Origin of the sequence: Umezakia ovalisporum Ak1311, assembly GCF_029891685.1 — a bacterium.
Classification (GTDB): Bacteria; Cyanobacteriota; Cyanobacteriia; order Cyanobacteriales; family Nostocaceae; genus Umezakia; species Umezakia ovalisporum.
The window spans coordinates 1-19,464 of the sequence record NZ_JANQDJ010000058.1 but is presented as its reverse complement, the minus strand read 5'-3'; the positions used below and the strand labels follow the sequence as shown (position 1 = coordinate 19,464).

General features: G+C 41.4%; 20 protein-coding genes and 1 tRNA gene. 9 read left to right on the top strand and 12 right to left on the bottom strand.

Annotation, left to right across the window (positions count from 1 at the left end):
- Positions 1–247 precede the first annotated feature (247 nt).
- The 6 genes from NWP25_RS10915 to carA all read right to left on the bottom strand — a co-directional run bounded on the left by NWP25_RS10915 (position 248) and on the right by carA (position 4,618).
- Positions 248–550, bottom strand: coding sequence for a DUF1816 domain-containing protein (locus tag NWP25_RS10915; RefSeq protein WP_280650361.1), 303 nt, complete (start codon positions 548–550; stop codon positions 248–250).
- A 99-nt stretch (positions 551–649) separates the two neighbouring features.
- On the bottom strand, positions 650–1,618 hold the full coding sequence (rlmB, locus tag NWP25_RS10910) for a 23S rRNA (guanosine(2251)-2'-O)-methyltransferase RlmB (protein WP_280650360.1): 969 nt from the start codon (positions 1,616–1,618) through the stop codon (positions 650–652).
- A gap of 97 nt (positions 1,619–1,715) precedes the next feature.
- On the bottom strand, positions 1,716–2,195 hold the full coding sequence (locus NWP25_RS10905; RefSeq protein WP_280650359.1) for a Mini-ribonuclease 3: 480 nt from the start codon (positions 2,193–2,195) through the stop codon (positions 1,716–1,718).
- Positions 2,196–2,581: 386 nt separating this feature from the next.
- Positions 2,582–2,743, bottom strand: coding sequence for a hypothetical protein (locus NWP25_RS10900; RefSeq protein ID WP_280650358.1), 162 nt, complete (start codon positions 2,741–2,743; stop codon positions 2,582–2,584).
- 39 nt (positions 2,744–2,782) lie between these two features.
- Positions 2,783–3,154 carry an STAS domain-containing protein gene (locus tag NWP25_RS10895; protein WP_374913025.1) on the bottom strand — a complete coding sequence of 124 codons (372 nt, stop codon included), beginning with the start codon at positions 3,152–3,154 and terminating at the stop codon, positions 2,783–2,785.
- A gap of 309 nt (positions 3,155–3,463) precedes the next feature.
- Entirely contained in the window at positions 3,464–4,618 is a 1,155-nt protein-coding gene (gene carA / locus NWP25_RS10890) for a glutamine-hydrolyzing carbamoyl-phosphate synthase small subunit (protein ID WP_280650357.1), read from the bottom strand.
- Between the two features lie 317 nt (positions 4,619–4,935).
- Between carA and NWP25_RS10885 the strand changes: the two genes are divergently transcribed.
- The gene (locus NWP25_RS10885; RefSeq protein WP_280699373.1) at positions 4,936–5,976 is read left to right on the top strand and encodes a retropepsin-like aspartic protease family protein; all 1,041 of its coding nucleotides are present in this window, start codon (positions 4,936–4,938) and stop codon (positions 5,974–5,976) included.
- On the opposite strand, the gene trpD is transcribed toward NWP25_RS10885, so the two are convergent.
- The 3 genes from trpD to NWP25_RS10865 form a co-directional block, all read right to left on the bottom strand.
- Positions 5,915–7,003, bottom strand: coding sequence for an anthranilate phosphoribosyltransferase (trpD, locus tag NWP25_RS10880; protein ID WP_280699371.1), 1,089 nt, complete (start codon positions 7,001–7,003; stop codon positions 5,915–5,917). The two genes, NWP25_RS10885 and trpD, sit on opposite strands and share 62 nt — an antisense overlap.
- Positions 7,004–7,644: 641 nt before the next feature.
- Complete coding sequence (locus NWP25_RS10870; protein WP_280650353.1) at positions 7,645–7,911, bottom strand: DUF7219 family protein; 267 nt, start codon at positions 7,909–7,911, stop codon at positions 7,645–7,647.
- Between the two features lie 168 nt (positions 7,912–8,079).
- Positions 8,080–8,262, bottom strand: a complete 183-nt coding sequence (locus NWP25_RS10865) for a hypothetical protein (protein ID WP_280650352.1) — start codon at positions 8,260–8,262, stop codon at positions 8,080–8,082.
- Between the two features lie 171 nt (positions 8,263–8,433).
- Here NWP25_RS10865 and trmFO point away from each other — a divergent pair, with 171 nt between their 5' ends.
- The 3 genes from trmFO (at position 8,434) to NWP25_RS10850 (ending at position 10,089) form a co-directional block, all read left to right on the top strand.
- Positions 8,434–9,747, top strand: coding sequence for an FADH(2)-oxidizing methylenetetrahydrofolate--tRNA-(uracil(54)-C(5))-methyltransferase TrmFO (trmFO, locus tag NWP25_RS10860; protein WP_280650377.1), 1,314 nt, complete (start codon positions 8,434–8,436; stop codon positions 9,745–9,747).
- Positions 9,748–9,816: 69 nt separating this feature from the next.
- Complete coding sequence (locus NWP25_RS10855; RefSeq protein WP_374913015.1) at positions 9,817–9,990, top strand: M23 family metallopeptidase; 174 nt, start codon at positions 9,817–9,819, stop codon at positions 9,988–9,990.
- Positions 9,991–10,016: 26 nt separating this feature from the next.
- A tRNA-Arg gene (locus NWP25_RS10850) sits at positions 10,017–10,089 on the top strand.
- A 335-nt stretch (positions 10,090–10,424) separates the two neighbouring features.
- On the opposite strand, the gene NWP25_RS10845 is transcribed toward NWP25_RS10850, so the two are convergent.
- A complete protein-coding gene (locus NWP25_RS10845) occupies positions 10,425–11,783 on the bottom strand; it encodes a hypothetical protein (protein ID WP_280650351.1) in 1,359 nt (452 codons plus the stop codon).
- A 164-nt stretch (positions 11,784–11,947) separates the two neighbouring features.
- Between NWP25_RS10845 and NWP25_RS10840 the strand changes: the two genes are divergently transcribed.
- The 5 genes from NWP25_RS10840 (at position 11,948) to NWP25_RS10820 (ending at position 16,805) form a co-directional block, all read left to right on the top strand.
- Positions 11,948–12,292, top strand: a complete 345-nt coding sequence (locus NWP25_RS10840) for a transposase (protein ID WP_280650376.1) — start codon at positions 11,948–11,950, stop codon at positions 12,290–12,292.
- Between the two features lie 139 nt (positions 12,293–12,431).
- Positions 12,432–13,859 (top strand): dihydrolipoyl dehydrogenase, encoded by a 1,428-nt coding sequence (gene lpdA / locus NWP25_RS10835; RefSeq protein WP_280650350.1) that lies wholly within the window; start codon positions 12,432–12,434, stop codon positions 13,857–13,859.
- Positions 13,860–13,989: 130 nt separating this feature from the next.
- On the top strand, positions 13,990–14,898 hold the full coding sequence (gene trpC, locus NWP25_RS10830) for an indole-3-glycerol phosphate synthase TrpC (protein WP_280650349.1): 909 nt from the start codon (positions 13,990–13,992) through the stop codon (positions 14,896–14,898).
- Positions 14,899–14,998: 100 nt separating this feature from the next.
- The gene (locus NWP25_RS10825) at positions 14,999–15,229 is read left to right on the top strand and encodes a DUF5340 domain-containing protein (protein WP_280650348.1); all 231 of its coding nucleotides are present in this window, start codon (positions 14,999–15,001) and stop codon (positions 15,227–15,229) included.
- A 421-nt stretch (positions 15,230–15,650) separates the two neighbouring features.
- Positions 15,651–16,805, top strand: coding sequence for a pyridoxal-phosphate-dependent aminotransferase family protein (locus NWP25_RS10820; RefSeq protein ID WP_280650347.1), 1,155 nt, complete (start codon positions 15,651–15,653; stop codon positions 16,803–16,805).
- A gap of 549 nt (positions 16,806–17,354) precedes the next feature.
- On the opposite strand, the gene NWP25_RS10815 is transcribed toward NWP25_RS10820, so the two are convergent.
- Together NWP25_RS10815 and NWP25_RS10810 are read right to left on the bottom strand one after the other, a co-directional pair.
- Positions 17,355–17,582: a DUF2949 domain-containing protein gene (locus NWP25_RS10815; protein ID WP_280650346.1), complete on the bottom strand. Its 228-nt coding sequence runs from the start codon at positions 17,580–17,582 to the stop codon at positions 17,355–17,357.
- Between the two features lie 485 nt (positions 17,583–18,067).
- A complete protein-coding gene (locus tag NWP25_RS10810; RefSeq protein WP_280650345.1) occupies positions 18,068–18,586 on the bottom strand; it encodes a DUF192 domain-containing protein in 519 nt (172 codons plus the stop codon).
- Positions 18,587–19,464: the final 878 nt, after the last annotated feature.

The window sequence follows — 19,464 nt, the reverse complement described above, 5'->3', positions numbered from 1 at the left end:
GTTGACTGTTGACTGTTAACTGTCCAAGTTGTGCGTCGGTGATACAAAATTTGAGCAATTAATGACTCTATTCTTAATAGACAATGAACTTTATCTGGGTAAAACGCAAAAATTGTAAATTTTTATTGCAGGATTCAACACCTCTGGGTTGAAGAATGTGCTGGTGAAACATCCAGTTTATGGCAATCAGATTTCTACCACAGTTCTCAAGTTTAGCTTGAGAACTGTGGAAGCCTTTCAATCCTAATTACATCTGACCGCTAAAGACAGGCTTTACTTTGCGGTCAATCCTTTCCCCCAAGTCTTCGGCAATTGTTAAAGTGCTTGGTTTACAGCGCTTAACATTCACGACTATTCCTTGTGCTCCTTCGACCTCCAAATCTTCTATGTAGCCTTTGAGAGCTACCTTGGCGTCAGCAGAACTCAAAAATGGCCCGAAGTAGTAGGTACAACGGGGACTTTGCGTCACAATTTCCACCCACCAAGCTAGGCCTAGGTTGTGAAATGTGTTAATCAATGATTCCTTCAGGTGATTCCAAATCGTTTGCATGGTTGTCGCCAATTTATCAATGTGGTACTGGATATTAAAGGAAAGGATATGGTGTTGTTTTTTCTTTTACATTTCTTTATACTCTGTTACTCTCTTTTTTTAAAGAGGTTTTTGTAATTTATCTAGGTACAAAGTGTTAAACGACCGTTGGCGATAGATTTCATAAAGCGCCATACCTGCCGCCACCGAGGCATTGAGACTAGGGGTTTTGCCCAGGAGTGGTATTGAAACCAAAACATCACAGGAGCGCTGTGTGAGCATACTCAGCCCTTCCCCTTCTGAACCGATTACCAGAACCATAGGGCCACTGAAACTAATTGTGTGCAGAGGTTCGCTGGCGGTGCTAGCAGTACCATAAATCCAAAAACCAGCTTCTTTCAATTCTTCTAAAGCCCGGCCGAGGTTAACCACTCTAGCTACAGAAAAGTGTTCTAAAGCACCTGCTGCCACTTTCATCACAGCGGAAGTGATTCCCGATGCCCTTCTTTGGGGTATCACTAATCCCTGAGCCCCTATTGCTTCAGCAGTGCGAATAATTGCTCCCAAATTGTGGGGATCAGTAATTCCTTCAGCTACTACAATTACGGGGTCAGTAACAGATTTCGCTTGTGCAATCAAATCGGGCAGCTCAATGTATTCGTGGGGGGCCACCTGGGCGGCGATCCCTTGGTGATTAGCTCTATCAGTAATTTGGTCTAAGCGTTTTGGCTCTACTTCATCAATAACCGTGCCATTTTCCTTGGCTTGCATGAGTAAATGATGAAAGCGATGGTCGTAACGCAGACGAGTAGTGATCCAAATGCGGTTTAGTCTCCGCTCAGTTTCTAAAGCACTGAGAACTGGATGGCGACCGTAGATGAGATCGCTATCTTCTGCTGGTTTTAATGCTGGGGATGAGGGCGGGTCAATGCGATGTTTGCTTGTACCTCTGGAAACAGGCTTTTTATCTCTATCGCTGACACGGGGACTGCGAATAGAACTGGGAATAACACGCTTGCTCTTGAGTTTTAGTGGTTGCCCACGATTAGGCTCGCTAGGGGTTTGGATTTTCCTCGGTTTACTAGTCATATAAGTTGTGGGTATAGTTTATTGTCTGGACATTGGGATTTTTTGAACTTACTGAACCCCACGTGCTGAGTTTCCCATCACGAGGTTGAGTCATTCACTATTTCTCTAGATGGAGTTTTTGCAATAACTCGGTTAAGCGTTGGGAATCGGTGAGATAAAGGTAGCCAATTAAGGCTTCTAAACTTGTTGCCTGTTGATAAATTTTGGGATCAACCCGCTTAGGTCGTCCTGAAGAGGCATTACGCCCTCGACGGACAATTTCTAACTCGGCTGGTGTCAGATGCGGAATCAGCGATCGCAAATGTAGCGCTTGTGTTTCGGCTCTTACCTGTTCTACTACCAAACAGTGGTAGGTTTTTGTCTGCTGCATTGGCAACAGATAGAACATCCTAACATATAATTCATAAATTGCATCGCCTATATAAGCCAAAGACAAAGGCGAAATTTGTTGTATTTGTGACCGAGAAATTTTTAGAGGTAATGTTCTGGTGGTTGCCAACAATGCTTCATTCCAAGACAAACCAGGCGTAAGCCCTTCATCTTGTCCATCCAATAGCTCCTTTTCCTTCGATGTCACAAATTCATCATTCGTTAACGGACCACAGTTGGCAGGCATCTTCGGAAAGATTTAGTTTATTTATTACTTCTGCACCCAGTGATGTTGGTACACCTAACATAATGGATACTGTAAAACATTACTTACCAATCTTAACTTTTTTCATTGGTAATTTATCTGAATAGGTACTTTATTATATTAAAGTATCAGATTATTTTATTCACTTGCCGGGCATTCACTACTAAATTCAAACCTACTGCACTACTCATCGGTGAAGTAAGTAGTTTTCCGACAAGGGTTCGCCATTTGTAAACCTCTCTCCTAGTGAGAGAGGTTACTTGTCAGAGTTACTAAAGATTTAGCCACCCAGATTTGACATACTTCCTCGTCTTGGAGGAGTCCGCCAGCTATTCAGGAGCATCACACCTCACCTTAGCGATTTTACGGGTTAGAGGCGCAATTTTCCTCATGCCATCGCCTGCTAAAAACCTTGTTATTTCGTTAAAATGCGGGGTGTAACCCTCCGTCGGCCAGATGTATCCTGAAGAAGCGAGGATTCCTTGACACATAATCTCGCACTGCTGAGTACACCTTTTTAGGTCAAGGGATCAAGACTTGTTGATGTTTTCTAAAGCCGCATCAACTGAAGTTTGCAGGGCTAGAAACTTTTCTAAGCGAACAAGCTTGACCGTTTGAGTGACGCGGGCATTTGTGACAATTTGCAAAGTACCGCCGGCAGTTTGAGCTTGTTTAGCTAGCTGCACCAGAGCACCCAATCCGGAGCTATCAACAAAGTCAATTTGTGAGAGATCCAGGATAATATTCTTGGGACCATCTTCAATTTTATTGCCAAGTACCTTGCGAAACGTCGGCTCAGAAAATGCGTCTAACAAACCTGTGAGGCGGAATAGCTGACAGTTATCCCGGGCTTCGCGAGTGCCTCTCAGGCTCACGGTTAGATTTAGTGGTTCAGCAATAATTCCCTCCTCATGGTTAATGTGAACGCTCGAGTATAGACGGTTTTAACACAAGTTGTCTACGATCCGCTGGGATAACGGGAGTAGCGGAATGGGTAGATACATGATTAATCGCTTCTGCCATTATTCCCTTGATTACCCATTTCTCTTTTTACCTTACCTTAGCTGTAGTAGCTTGAGGCAAAAGAAGCGTCTCACCTTCTGCAAAACGAAGATCAATCAAAAACTGAAGAAATTTCCTATGCAAGAGCAGGAATTGCTCAGAGGTTTAGACTGTGGGGCAATGTGATAGTGTCATGATTTTATATAAATTTACCGCGCTGTTCGCATAGCTTGGACAAATTGCTCAAATAAGTAGTCAGCATCATGAGGTCCAGGACTAGCCTCCGGGTGATACTGAACAGAGAATATGGGCAGAGACTTATGACGTAGACCAGCAACAGTGCCGTCATTGAGGTTCAGGTGGCTAATTTCCACCATTGTGGTAGGTAATGAATCTGGGTTAATAGCAAAACTGTGGTTTTGGCTAGTAATTTCCACCTTCTGCTGTAGTCCTGCCGGTTGATTTAAACCACGGTGACCAAATTTTAGTTTATAAGTTTCCGCCCCTAGGGCATGACCTAAAATTTGGTGTCCCATACAAATGCCGAATATGGGTTTTTTAGTTTGCAGTAATGTTTTGGCAGTTTCTATGCCTTCAGTAACGGCCGCTGGGTCCCCAGGTCCATTGGAAAGAAAAATACCATCTGGATTGTATTTGAGAATTTCCTCTGCCGGTGTGTCCACAGGAACAACAATCACTCGGCAGCCGTGACTTGCCAGGCGACGCAAAATATTACGTTTTACACCAAAGTCAAGGGCAACAACTGTAAAAGACTCTTCAAAACATTCTTCGCCATTGGCCACAGACTCCGAGTTGAATTCCCAACCAGGGATTGTGGCATCTGTCCATTCATACACTGTGGGAGTGGAAACTTGACGCGCCAAGTTCAAACCAGCCATGCTGGGCGCTGCTAGTACTTGCTCTAACAATTCGCCTTCATCCAGAATTGATGTAGAAATACCACCATTCATGGCTCCTAATGTGCGAATTTTCCGGGTGAGAGCCCGGGTATCAACACCGTAGATACCAGGTATTTGGTGCCGATTGAGGTAGTCAGGTAGGGATTGTGTTGACCGCCAGTTACTGGGGGAATAACAAATGTTGCGAGCGATGGCTCCTTGTACTTGCGGCCGATTTGATTCTTCATCCTCAAGGTTAATGCCAGTATTACCTAATTCAGGATAGGTAAAAATGACGATTTGACCGCAATAACTGGGGTCAGTGAGGACTTCTTGATATCCAGTCATGCCGGTGTTGAATACTACTTCTCCGATTTTGGTCTCCGTTGCACCAAAAGACCAACCACGATAAGAAGTTCCATCAGCCAACACAAGTAGAGCAGGTATTTTGTCAGGTAGGGGCATAGGTTATTAAAACAAAATTAGGGTTAAATATTAGACATGGGGTGTAGCATTGGTTTGAGAAGAAGTAATTCCCCCACGAAGTTTAGCAAAGCTTGAGCTTGGTTATAGTGGAAGAGTAATTTTTTTGGGTGGTTAAATTTATTAAGTGGTCGGTAGTTAATAGCAAGCTGTTTTTAGTCCACAATTGAGCTAATACTCCGAACACTAATTATCTCACGTGAAACTCCCTGCACTTGATATTCGTGGATTTAGTCAGCATTGGTGACAAAACCTAAGTATATTGGCAGTCCCTTACGCATTTTAAATTGAAGTTAATTATGCTTCGGTCGTTTTTATCTCCTGCAACCCTGATTTTTATCTCCAGCACCCTCGCAGTTTTGGGTGTTGCTTGCCATCAAAAAAGTCAGATTTCTGAGACTAATAGCAGACAAACTTCTAGAGAAACTGACAATTTGGCAGTGTTGTCTCCTGTTGTACCCATAGCAGCACAACCATTGCCAGCAACCAAAGCATCACCACCGTCAAAACCCAAAATAAGTTTTTTTGAAATGGGTCTAGATCAGGCTGTAGGGGCTTGGAGTATCAGTCAGTCTGCTGAATCCCCAGACGATTGGAACTTGGTAGCCAGTCAGTACCAAGACGCAATCAGGCTCATGGGAAAAGTGCCCCAGGACAGCCCACAGTTTGCTGGAGCCCAAAGGAAAATTTTTGAATACCGTACTTTAGTCAAGGCTGCCCGACAACAAGCTATTCATCCCCCTCTGCCGTCAGTAGAGGCAAATAATCAGGGTATTCTAGTGGCTGTTCCCCCAAACCAAACTCAGCCCTCGGTTCCTGTTCTAATTCCACCTACACCCACACCACAGTCACCAGTAAAACCTGTTCCCCCGATATCAGCATTCCTAGCACCGGAAAAAAAAGTATTTATTGCCGCGATCAAAAGACGTATTGGTGGAACACCCATTGTGGAAGTCACCTTTAACAACCGACAGAAATTTGAGATGATTCTTGATACAGGAGCCAGTAGTACGGTCATCACCCCAGAAATGGCCGATGTATTGGGAGTTGTGCCAGTGGGAACAACTAAGGCAAATACTGCCAGTGCTAGAACAGTAGAATTTCCCATTGGTTATGTTGATTCCATGGCAGTTGCTGGAGTGACAGTCAATAGAGTAGCAGTGGCCATCGCGGGACCAGAACTAGAAACCGGATTATTAGGTCACGACTTTTTTGGCAATTATGATGTCACTATCAGACGTGATGTTGTCGAGTTTAGCCCGCAATCACATTCACAAGTTAATTCTGTAGAAACTGGACTAGCTGTTCCAATTTTTCCCAAGCCGAACCACTCTGAATAATTTGTCTGGACAAACTCACACCTTGAGCATGGTCTAACCAGGGAATTACACCCGCCACTTGCAGTGCGAAGGAAGCATTTAATGCCACAGCATCTTCTTGTGCCTGAGTGCCCTTGCCTTGTAGTACTGCCTTAAGAATGGCTGCATTTTCTTGGACATCCCCACCCCGAAGTGCCCCTATGGGGGCGGTTGTTACACTTGCTTCTTGAGGATTTACAGTAGTTGATTTTACTTGGCCTTCTGATAAAACTGCCAAGTCAGTTATATCTCCCAAGCCGGCCTCATCAAGTTTTTCTCGCCCATGTAAGACAATCGCTTTTTCCTTACCCAAATTATGTAACGCTTGGGCTACAGTTGTTAAAAGTTTGGGAGTAAATAGCCCTACTACTTGTCCATTGGGAAACAACGGGTTGACCAATGGACCCAGTAAGTTAAATATTGTTCGTACTTTCAAAGTTCGTCGCAAAGCAGCAACAGATTTGAGTGCTGGATGCCACCCAGGGGCAAACAAGAAGGTAATCCCTACTTCTTTTACTGCCGCTCGGACTTTTTCACTAGACGCACTCAGATTTACTCCCAAGGCTTCCAAGACATCGGCGCTGCCTGTGAGGCTTGACATGGAGCGATTGCCATGTTTGGCAACAGGGACACCGTAAGCAGCAGCAACAAAAGCAACTGCTGTGGAAATATTGAAGGTCGATGACCCATCGCCCCCAGTACCACAAGTATCTATCATATTCTTAAGTGATGTTAGCCCAGCCGGGGGTGACCCATCCTGTGTGCTGAGTGCTGTGGATTGGGATTGTAGTACTTGAGCCATCCCCGTTAACTCTTCGGCGGAAATACCTTTAAAATTCAGTGCTGTTAAAATTCCCCCTGATAACTCTGGTGGAACAGCCTCAGTTAACCACCCTTGCATTAATTCAGCAGATTGAGTGCGAGACAATGATTGACCATCCATTAATTGTTCCAGCAAGATATGCCAGTTAGCAGGGGTTTCTTGAGTGGGAGTTGAGGAAGTTGCCATAGTATTACTTAATTGTAAGGTGTAGCTCAATGGAGTACATGGGAGCTATCCTACCGAAAATTCAGAACTTTCACGACTAACTACCATCAATGTGATTTACCAACAAAAATATCATATGGAAGCTTTTTTATTATTGGTGGCTGGTGGCACATAATAATATCCCAATGGCAGTTGATTTTGGTGGAATGAATACTTCGGTTTTAAATAATTCTGGCTCAAAACAATCCTGTTTCCAAGTCCGCAGGTGAAAAGGCCACGGTCAGCAATTGAGGATTTTTTTGTTGCTATGGTAACGTGTGACCCATGATTTATAACAATCTTAGTTAAGAAAAGATTATGAAATAAGAAAGTTTTAGTTAAGCTAGATTAGTTGCTGGTTTTTACTCGTATAATTTCATTTTTAAAATGTAGAATTTATAGGGGGGATATTGTATACCTCAAATAGTGTTCGACTTGGAGATAAAGTCTTGATATTACGTCCAGCGTACGTAATCGGAAAAGTTGGCATAGTGCGTGGAATTGAGTCCAACTCACACAGCCAAGCTAACATCCGTTGGATTATCCAAATAGAATCTGAAAATATAGTGGTTTCACTGACCCCAGATGAGTTTCAGAGACTTTAGTCCGGGACTTAAATAATTTCAAGGTGTTGTGGGGGGTTCTGGTTGTTTGCCAGTATTCAGTTGTTTTTTGCTTCCTTTTAAGTTTTGCCAAAGAGTTTCTATTTTTTGATAAGCTTGTTGGGGGGTTATTTTCCCAGAGGTTTCTAAACTGGAGATGTAGGTAACTTTTTGAGCAAATTCTTGGAGCTTTGCATTAAACAGTATGTTCTCTGGCTTAAATTGACCATAGTAGGCACTGCGAGGGTAAATAAATTGGTTTTTATCTTCCCGGTGAAATTCTGTCATTAGTTGACCTCGGTTAATTAGTTTTAATGAATAATCAACTAATGTAGCAACTGATGTAATTGACTCTTTGCCAATTTGTCAAAAGTTTTTTTCTCAGTAAAAAATGTAGAGACAGGAATATTCAAGTCTCTAACAGATTTTATAAAGTGATTTTAAGAGTGCAATTTTTTACAAAAAATTTTTTTCTTGATGGCAACTTACGGCTAATACAACTTGTTGTGGTGACAATTGACTAATCGGGGCTGGTTTCATATCCCGGTAGTCCAGCAATTGAACTAAAATTAAATAGGCCATGGCTAAAAAAATAGAAATGGCACCTGTAATCACTGCAACTATTTTTGAGCGTGTCATCAGTATTTCCTCCCGATGATGTTTGTGCGGATGATAAAACTTTACCGTAAGGGCAAGCTGAAAGAAAATTGGTATAACAGGGAATATATGTTAAACCAGAGCGTTGATGATTGTTGATACATATTATTCCCAGCAAATTGAAATTGGGTAACTGAACTTATAAGCATGAATATGCATAAACAACCGATACAAGTAATTGGAGGTGGACTAGCTGGGACAGAAGCAGCTTGGCAAATAGCCATGGCTGGAGTTCCTGTCATTCTCCATGAAATGCGCCCAAAACGTTTTAGTCCTGCCCACCATACAGAACATCTGGCGGAATTAGTTTGTAGTAATTCCTTTGGGGCAATGGCAAGCGATCGCGCTACAGGATTATTGCACCAAGAACTACGTGAACTCAATTCAATTGTAATCGCTAAAGCCGATGAACACGCTGTTCCTGCTGGTGGGGCGTTAGCTGTAGACAGAGGGAAATTTAGCGAAGATTTAACGGAAACTGTATCAAACCATCCTTTAATTGAATTTCGACGGGGCGAAGTGCGGGCTATTCCTGAAGGAATTGTAGTTTTGGCAACGGGTCCTTTAACTAGTCCTGATTTAGCGGCAGACCTGCATCGCTTGACGGGGATGGAATACCTCAGCTTTTTTGATGCGGCTAGTCCCATTGTTGTGGGAGAATCCATTAACCATGATATTGCTTTTATGGCATCACGCTACGACAAAGGTGAAGCTGCTTACCTTAACTGCCCGATGAATAAGGAGCAATATTTGCGCTTTTGGTCAGAACTTCGTCAAGCTGAACAAACTGAAATCAAGGACTTTGAACGGGAAACGGCGAAATTTTTTGAAGCTTGTTTACCCATTGAAGAACAAGCACATCGGGGAGAAGATACGATGCGCTACGGACCCCTCAAGCCTGTGGGATTGTGTGATGGTCGTACGGGGGAACGTCCCTATGCAGTGGTACAGTTACGACAAGAAGATAAAGCTGGTCAACTTTGGAATATGGTAGGATTCCAAACTAACCTGCGCTGGGGTGAACAAAAGCGAGTTTTTCGCCTAATTCCCGGTTTAGAAAATGCTGAATTTGTACGCCTGGGGGTGATGCACCGCAACACTTTTATTAATGCGCCGCAATTAATTTACTCTAGTTTGCAATTTAAGCAGTGTCCAACTTTATTAGCGGCCGGACAGTTGATTGGCACTGAAGGCTACACAGCAGCTGCAGCAGATGGTTGGTTAGCAGGAACCAATGCGGCGCGAATAGCTTTGGGTAAAGAACCACTGACAGCACCACCAACTACTATGATGGGGGCGTTATTGGAATTTATTAGTTCGGCTTCACCGAAGCATTTTCAACCAATGCCGCCTAATTTTGGCATTTTGCCGGATTTAGGGGTAAAAATTAAAGGTAAGCCAGAGCGTTATGGACGTTATCGCGATCGCTCTTTAGCTGACTTGGCTAGTTGGAAACAACAGTTGTGAACTACTCCTATTCAGTCAACGCTATAGTTGGAGCTTCCCTACTCACAAGGGAGTGGGGCAAATGGGGGTTTGGCCCCATCTTTTGTCTTACCTCAGGTTAGGGAGTTGTATGTTTGGGAAGGCAAATTTGTAGAACAAGGACAAGTAATCGCTGCTGTGGGTTGTACGGGTTTATGTATCGGGCTTCATCTGCATTTTGAAGTTGGTAGCGATAGTACTTCCGTCAACCCTGCTAATTTATAAATCTGTGCTATAGTGGAGTAGATTTAGGGCGCGTGGCTCAGTGGATAGAGCAACAGATTCCGGTTCTGTGGGTCGGGGGTTCAAATCCCTCCGCGCTCGTTTTTATTCGTTTAACAGAAGAATATTTGAAGGTAATCGTTAAGTGCGTAGGTACTCACAGGGCAAAAGGAAAAGGTGAGAAACAAAGCGCTGGGTTATTTGACTAATGTTCAGGACCCACAAGGGTTTTCGACATTGAGCTTGAACCTCCTCTACCTGAAGCTATGAAAGATTTTTATCCTCTAGCTAGCATTAGTGCCGAAAAAGAAACAGGATTATCATTATTTCCTCCAACCTATCCCTACACCTTCACAGAAATTTTATCTACCTAATTTTTACCGGAGTAAATTATGAGAAAAAAAGGATTAATTATTGACCTAAAGTTTTTTGAGTCATCATTTTTTGACGAGAAAATATGCTGTGACATATTCTGGTAACTGTCTGATATGCCGCGTAAACTCTCGTCGATTCTTAAAAGTTCCCGCCAAGAAATCAAGTTGATAAAGATTAGGTAAAAATGCCCCACCGGTATCGGCAATAACTCCCATCTGTAAATGTTTGCCCTTACCTCTACTGTGTTCAATCACGACTATTCTACCTAACCCAATATTGAGGATATCTCCAGCAAAAGTTACTCCTGGCTTGATGGAAATTTTTGCGTTTATATTATGTCCATAGCCTTTGATAGCATCCACTTGTCTAAAGTACCAATAACGCTTTTGTGCCGTGGGTTTTAATCCCCGGACATAGGAAATCCCGTTATTTCTATCGACATTAAAAAATCCTTGAGTTCCATCGGTAAAATTAATTAGGATGGTTCCTTGCATTAAGGCTTCTTCTAAGCCATCGCGGGTTAAGTAAGCCAAAGCCGTAACTCTACCATATTCTTTGCCACCAGGCTCATAAATACCTGATAAAACATCCTGTTTTGTATATCTGGTGTAAAATTTATCAACAATTTTGTCTTCTTTTAAACTGTAGATTGGTATATTGTAAGTAGAGGTTTTAGTCCGAGAACCTGTATGCTCAAATACAGCATATTTTGTCACTCGTACTTGTTTTTGTTTCTGCTCCCTAGGATTATGAGCAGACCATTTAATTACTCGAAAATTGTTATTAATAAAATCGGGGTTTTGTAACCTTGTGGTGCGATTGTTGCCAATATCCTCCATTAATACAGTAATCATGAAATCTAAAGTTTTGATAATATCTTCTACAGTCACGCCTTGAGTATCTAAAATACCTCTACGGAAAATTTTTGGATCTTCTGGTCCCTGATCTTGGAAATATTTTCTGGTGTTAATCAGTACAGTTAATAAATCTGATTGGTTAAAGTTAATATTAGATGTTGGTAATTTTCCCGGACTAAAAACCTGAGTGCCTTGAATGCTAAATTTATAATTCTGCCACTCATCAATGACTGGATAGCTGACTGATATGGATGCTGTATATTGCGGAGATGTAGAGGTTTTTTGTTGAGTGATACTTTGATGAGATATTTGGGAACCAGTAAAAGAGTTATCAAAAGTTGTACTTAGTATATCAATAGGCTGGGGTTTTTTAGGTAAAAATTGTGGTTTGGTAAAAAAATAATTCTCTGATTTCTCAGAAAATAAAGGTTTCTCTGGCTGATGTTCGGTAATTTGTTGTTGTTTTTTCCCGTGGGTATATGAACTACTGATAGCAAGATTAACTAGCAATAAAGCAGCAAAACTTAATGTGAAGCGAAGTTTTTGGGTTGAGAAGATATGCATAAGTTGTAAAACCAGATTATAATCTTGACTAATTTGGGCTTTTTAGTATTCTCTTTTTAGAGAACAACTCTCTTTTGCATAGTCAAAAAAGCCCTGTAGGTATAGGCAAAATTGAGATTTAGCTGTTCCTTGAGCTTTTTAGAAATAAACGATGACCAAAATTCATCTGTGAAGTTGTTAATGATAATAAATGGAGAATTATTCCCATGGAAATCATGACAAACGATATGCATCTATTTTTCAATGTCAAACTTACTACTGACTTAAAATCTATTATTACAAAATTTGCAGGTATAGCGGCAAATCATTTAAGGAAAAAGCTAGCCGAATTCCTTGTATTTATTAAACTTTCGACTTGGGATTATGTTGTTAGCACTGCTGGTAACATTTCTAGAGAAGCGGTAAAAAACTTATTGCAACCGGAAGATAATAAAGTAGTTGGTTTTAGCCTACTCTATCGTTTTCATTCCTGCACTAAAGTTACAATGTGTTTCAACTATCCTTTATAATAGTAAAAAAATCTACACCTTTACGGCTTCATTAGGGCATAATATCTAATTTTGAGCTAGCAGCCCCAAAATCACCTGGGGTTGATTACATTGTTGGTGAAGTTGAGAATAAATAGGCGAAGCGCACGGGGAAACTAACGTGAGTTATGGATTTGATTACGATTTGGTCATTATAGGCGCGGGTGTAGGCGGACATGGTGCGGCCCTGCACGCCGTTGGCTGTGGACTGAAAACAGCGATTATTGAAGCTGGGGACATGGGAGGAACCTGTGTCAATCGTGGCTGCATCCCTTCTAAGGCTTTGCTAGCAGCATCTGGACGTGTAAGGGAGTTGCGTAACGCCCACCACTTGAGATCTCTGGGGATTCAAGTTGATCATGTGAGATTTGAGCGCCAAGCCATCGCGGATCATGCTGGCAATTTGGTAGCGAAAATCCAAGGGGATTTAACCAACAGTCTCAAACGTCTAGGAGTAGATATTATCAAAGGCTGGGGAAAAATTTCCGGCACCCAAAAGGTATCTATTACGGGGGATAGTGCTGAAAAAACAATCACTGCTGAGGATATCATTCTTTCCCCTGGTTCAGTACCCTTTGTACCTCCAGGAATTGAAGTAGACGGTAAAACCGTTTTCACTAGCGACCAAGGCGTAAAATTAGCATCTCTGCCAGAATGGGTGGCAATTATTGGTAGTGGTTACATTGGCTTAGAATTTTCTGATATCTACTCGGCTTTGGGCTGTGAAATCACTATGATTGAAGCCCTAGACCAATTAATGCCAGGATTTGACCGGGATATTGCCAAACTAGCAGAACGGGTATTAATTACTCCTCGCGACATTGAAACTAAAGTGGGCATATACGCGAAAAGAATTATCCCTGGTTCACCAGTGGTAATTGAATTGGCAGATTTCAAAACCAAAGAAGATATTGATGTGATTGAAGTGGATGCTTGCTTAGTAGCTACAGGACGCATTCCCGCAACTCAAAACTTGGGTTTAGAAACTTTAGGTATAGAACTAGACAGACGAAATTATATCCCTGTAAATGATCAGATGGCAGTGCTGTCAGCCGGGGAGGTAGTACCTCATGTATGGGCAATTGGTGACGCTACTGGCAAAATGATGTTGGCACATGCAGCTTCGGCCCAAGGCATGGTCGCTGTAGACAATATCCTAGGGCGACGGCGTGTGGTAGACTATCGCAGTATTCCCGCGGCCGCATTTACTCACCCAGAAGTCAGCTATGTTGGTTTAACGGAAGTAGCCGCTAAAGAATTGGGACAAGCTGAAGGTTTTGAAATCGCCAGTAGCAAAAGTTACTTCAAAGGTAACTCTAAAGCCTTGGCAGAAAACGAAGCCGACGGTATGGCTAAGGTGGTATATCGCAAAGATACTGGTGAAGTTTTAGGTGTCCATATATTCGGAATGCACGCCGCTGACTTAATTCACGAAGCATCAGCTGCCATCGCTAATCATCAAGCTGTCCAAGATTTGGCACATTTAGTACACGCTCATCCGACACTTTCAGAAGTTCTAGATGAAGCTTATAAACGAGCCCTAGTTTAGGAAGTCAGTCAGTAAGTAGGGATTAGGGGGTAGAGAGTAGGGGGAAAACAGTTCCTCTTCTTTGCTCTCTCGTCTCTATATTCTCATTCCCCAATGCCCAACCCCCAGTCTTTAGTATCTAGTCCCTATTATGCAAATTCGCCGCCGTTCCACAAACACTACAATTAATGTCTCTTTTGTGCGTTATCAGTCCACCTTGCCAGATATGGAACCAAATAACATTTTGGAAGAAATTGTCTGGCATAAGGAAATTGAGGTGGAGCAAATGCGGGAAAAGCGACCTTTGGCACAGTTACAAAAGCAGGCGCTCTCAGCACCACCAACTCGTGATTTTATTGCCGCCCTCAGACAAGGTAAAACTAATCCAGCGTTGATTGCTGAAGTCAAAAAAGCTTCCCCTAGTAAGGGCGTTTTCCGGGAGGATTTTGACCCAGTAGCCATCGCTTCCGCCTATCAAAAAGGTGGTGCTAGTTGTCTTTCTGTTTTGACAGATACCAAGTTTTTTCAAGGAAGTTTTGAAAATTTAGCTAGAGTGCGTGCTACCGTGGATCTACCACTTTTATGTAAGGATTTTATTATTTATCCTTATCAAATGTACTTAGCTCGCGTTCAAGGTGCAGATGCAGTTTTGTTAATTGCGGCCATTCTCAGCGATCAAGATTTACAATACTTTCTGAAAATTATCAAAGCCCTAAATATGACGGCTTTAATTGAAGTTCATAGTTTGGCAGAGCTTGACCGGGTGTTAGCTTTAAATGCTGAGTTTGTCATAGGAATCAATAATCGGAATTTAGAGGATTTTTCTGTTAACCTTCAAACTAGTTGCGAATTACTAGCAGCGCGAGGTAGTCAATTACAAAAACGGAATCTCCTAGTTGTAAGTGAGTCAGGGTTACATACACCAGAAGATTTGTACGTAGTACAACAAGCAGGAGCAGCAGCTGTATTGATTGGAGAATCTTTAGTAAAACAAGCAGACCCAGGTTTAGCGATTGCTGATTTGTTTACAGAATTTTCATCTCCAGCTAGGTCTATCTAATCAACAAATACCGCTTGAGTGTGTAACAATTTTGCCAGGAGTTAAAACTCTGGTCAATAAAAAATTACCAATTTGTAAAGAGAAAGATTAGATTAACTACATGGAGCAAATTCCCTTACCTTCACCTATTCACTACGAACTTTTACTTCAACTCTTAGAAAGACAAACCATGTCAGCCGTCAGTCAGAACCCTGATTTGCGGCATCAAGTCAATCAACTAATTATTACTCTTCGTAAAGCCGCAGTACAACAAAAGCAGCTGGAAGAGATCTGCCAATTTTCTTCTCTGGGAGTAGACTACCGTTGGTCAATCAATCATCATTCTGGTTAAGTTGCTAACTCTGATTCACTAATCACATAAATAATCTTGGATAGACGCGATTCATCGCGTCTATAATTCCACCTCTACAAATTGGTCGAGACAAAATTTAATAATTTGTTGTATCCGTACCCCAATTTGTGAGAGTCTAGATGAGATCCACTAAAGAACTTAGATAAACTGGGTAAAAAACTAGATGTCTCTTTGCTGCTAACTAAAAAACGGAATTTTAGGTTATTGTCAATATACATAGGTTGTTGCAAAAGTCAAGCTATTAATTTGGCTTCAACGAGATTTTTCCTATAGATTTCCTATAGAGTTGCAGAATATAGCAAAGTACTTTGTATGTATATGTAGGTAAAACCAAAATTCGCTTCCTGAAATTAAGTATCCTCCTACACATTTAACTTTTATTTGACTTTAGGACAAAGACATGGACAATAAGCTGATGCTAATGATTCCTGGCCCCACACCAGTTCCAGAGGCTGCGTTGCTGGCATTAGCCAAGCACCCAATTGGACACCGCACCAATGAGTTTAGTAACATCATGGCGGAGGTGACAGAAAACCTCAAGTGGTTGCACCAAACTCAAAATGATGTACTGATGCTCAATGTGAGCGGTACTGGTGCAGTGGAAGCTGGAATCATTAATTTTCTCTCTCCTGGTGATCGCGTTTTAGTTGGTTCCAATGGTAAGTTTGGAGAACGCTGGGTAGAAATATCTGAAGCATACGGTTTGAACGTCGAAGCAATTACCGCAGAATGGGGTAAGCCGCTAGACACAGCTTTGTTTGCAGAAAAACTGCAAGGGGATAGCGAAAAGCAAATCAAAGCCGTAATTATTACCCATAGCGAAACCTCAACAGGTGTGTTGAATGACTTAGAAACTATTAATTGCTTGGTGAAAGAACATGGTGAAGCTTTAATTGTGGTGGATGCAGTCACTAGCTTAGGTGCATTTAACTTACCCATAGATACCTGGGGCTTAGATGTAGTGGCTTCTGGTTCCCAGAAGGGTTACATGATTCCCCCCGGATTAGGTTTTGTTGCTGTTAGTCCTAAAGGGTGGGAGGCTTACAAAACTGCGAAATTACCTAAATATTATTTAGATTTGGGCAAATATCGCAAATCAACAGCCAAAAATACCACTCCATTTACTCCACCTGTGAACTTGATTGTGGCTTTACACACCACGTTAAGAATGATGAAAGATGAAGGGCTGGAGTCGATATTTGCTCGACATGAACGGCTCAAAAATGCCACCCGTGCGGCTGTTCGAGGCATGAATTTACCTTTATTCGGAGCGGACAATTATGCTAGTCCTGCAATTACGGCTGTAGCTCCACAAGGGATTGAAGCCGATAAAATTCGTTCATTGATGAAAAAGCGTTTTGATATTGCCCTAGCAGGGGGTCAAGATCATCTGAAAAACAAAATTTTCCGCATTGGACACTTGGGTTTTGTCAGCGATCGCGATATTCTCAGCTGTATAGCAGCTTTGGAAGTTACTCTCACTGAACTCGGTCATGAAAACTTTACTTTGGGCGCTGGTGTAGCAGCAGCAGCTCAAGTATTTAATCATTCCTAACTAAAAATCACATTAAATACGCTTGTACAATTACAGTACATTTAACAATGCCGGCGTAATTCCCCACTTATAGGAATGTTAGGTGGGGATATAAACCCGGCAATGACGATTCCATCCCCCAACAATATCTACCGCTTTTTGGTTGGTGAGTGCGATAGATGGGGAATTGCCAAATATTTTGTCTGAATGCTTTACTATAAAGCTTACATCTTAGTAAGGTAAAGGTAGTCGTTTCAAGGAGTTAATATTGATGAGTATTTTCTTCTACTCGGAATTAAATTACAAAGAGCAAGTTAAATATCAAACTCGCTCTTTGAGCGTGTATTTAAATAAGTCAAAATGGTAACAGTCAATTTCCTTGCCTATCAGCCCTACTACAAGGCGGAATGGACTTGACATACCTCAACTCTCCTGTATGAAATCCATACTTGTATCAACTAAAACAATAACTACAACGTAACACTTGTGCCATCAAACTTTTATTTACAGACGCTATGGGTTGACGTGGACTGTTGATTAGACTTACATAATCTCAAATCCTAAATTGTATTACGCTGTTTCCAGCCAATCATAAATTTGTTCCAACTGATCTAAAGTAATTAAGCCATACTGCCAAAGAATCATGGGTAATGGGCCTGGATCTTGCTCCCGATGTCGTAGGGCAACAGCAAGGGATGCCGCAGATATTGACAAATCTTCCTGTAGAAAATGAATCAGTCGCGAATATGTTGATGGTGTCATTTGTAATTCACCTCCTTTAATGGAATGTATTGTCATATAACGATTTACCATTTCTCAGTAGCCCGCAGCTAATATTTCATTGGTAACTGGTAATTACCGGATAAACACTTGAAAAAATTTGGTTTTAACTTGTCAAAAAGATTGATTTCACAGATAAAGCTAGAAGATTTCAAGTTTAGACCATCATTGATGCACTTAGTTCTCTAGCTATAAAATATTCAAGTCTAATTTTGGTTCATCTTTGTGACTATGGTGTTTGCTTGAATCAGACATTCTCGTAACAAAGATTCCATAGCTAATACTCTCTTATGAGCGTCCGTTTACACTTACGCCGAAAGGAATATTTTTGACATCCACTGCGTGGAAATGTGATTGTACATTGAAAATGCAAGTTTTACTGTGATTGAAAACAGAAGAATGGGAGCGGCTCAATTTGCTTTTTTATACCTACTTGGTAGTTTTTTGACACAAAGATATCTATTCAGGATTTGTCGCAGTGATAAGACAAGGAGGGGGAACATTTATTCCCGTAGATTTCCCTGGTCTAAAAACTCAATTTTCACTCGCTCACCTTCCTGCAAATTTAAGTTTTTAGCTCTTCCAGAGCGTAATTCAATTACCATATCAATTGGTACGTCAGGGCCATAGCTTGGACAAGGCTCACTAAGACAAGGAGGTGCAGAAGGTTGAATGTACTTAATTACACCATTTTGCAAAAACACCATATCCAGAGGAACTGGGACATTTTTCATCCAAAATTTCACTGGTTGTGCATCAGGGAACTTAAATAACATGCCGCGATTATCTGGTAAAGCTGGACGATACATCAAGCCCTTTGCTTGCTCTTCTGGTGTTCCTGCCACTTCCAATTCAACTCTAGTACCATTAGGCACTATTGCCACCGCAGAAATCGGGAGCATTTGGCCAGTCTGGATTTGTGTGCTTGGGGCGGGTGTGGTAGATTTTGCTGTTGTTTTTAGAGAACAGCTGATGAGCAAAAGACTCAACAGCATCGGGATTAAAGTTAACCAACGCATCATATAGTTTTTCATTTTGTAATTTAAGTTTCGATTTTACAGAACTTAAGTCAAAAATCACGTGGAATTTAGTTGTTTTTTCTATGCTGGAGTTAACTGTTAAATGGGATTTTACAGTGATGGATAAGATCAATACTTCTACTTTTAACAGCAGTCAAAATTGACGATTTTTCTTTGTAGCTGCTAGCAACATTTCATCAGCTAATGTACTTATCTAGGCGGGCATAATGCTGAACCCATAAGAGTTTTGTTGTTCCGCAATGGTAAATTAAATATTTATCAGTTTAGCGGATAGCATTATCTCCAGTATGATTGCCTAAAAATTCACTGTCAGTTCTTCAGAAAACAGTTATCCCTGGAGTGGAGCTAAATACACTGAATTGTGGCTACCAAGTTATGACCTTATTGATCAACTTAGGAAAGTATGGACAGAAGTTTTTTAAATCGGTATAGAAAATCTAGCACATGAAAATATTCTTTTGCGGATAGAAAAAACTTTTATCAGAAATCAACAAAGTACTGATCTATCCTCCGGTATACTTCCCCATTTTGGAAGATTGGGAATGACAATTTAAAGCACATAGGGGAGGATATCCTCGCCTATGTTAGCGCGACGGAAAATGGCAACTTACGGCAGGTGAGTATATGAAAATATGATTAAGCAGCAAATGATTGATGATTGGGGTACCGTCACGCGGTCATGACCACAGTATTTTTAATTCGGCCTTTAAAAAATTATGTCTTACGCCTAATGTGAATTAGGAAAAAGGCGGGAGAAGTAAGAAGATGAAAGTTACCAGCTTTTCAAATCAGACTTCCCCCATGAATAGCATAGACCTAGGAACGTTAATTACAACAATCTTTGTACTGGTAGATGATTG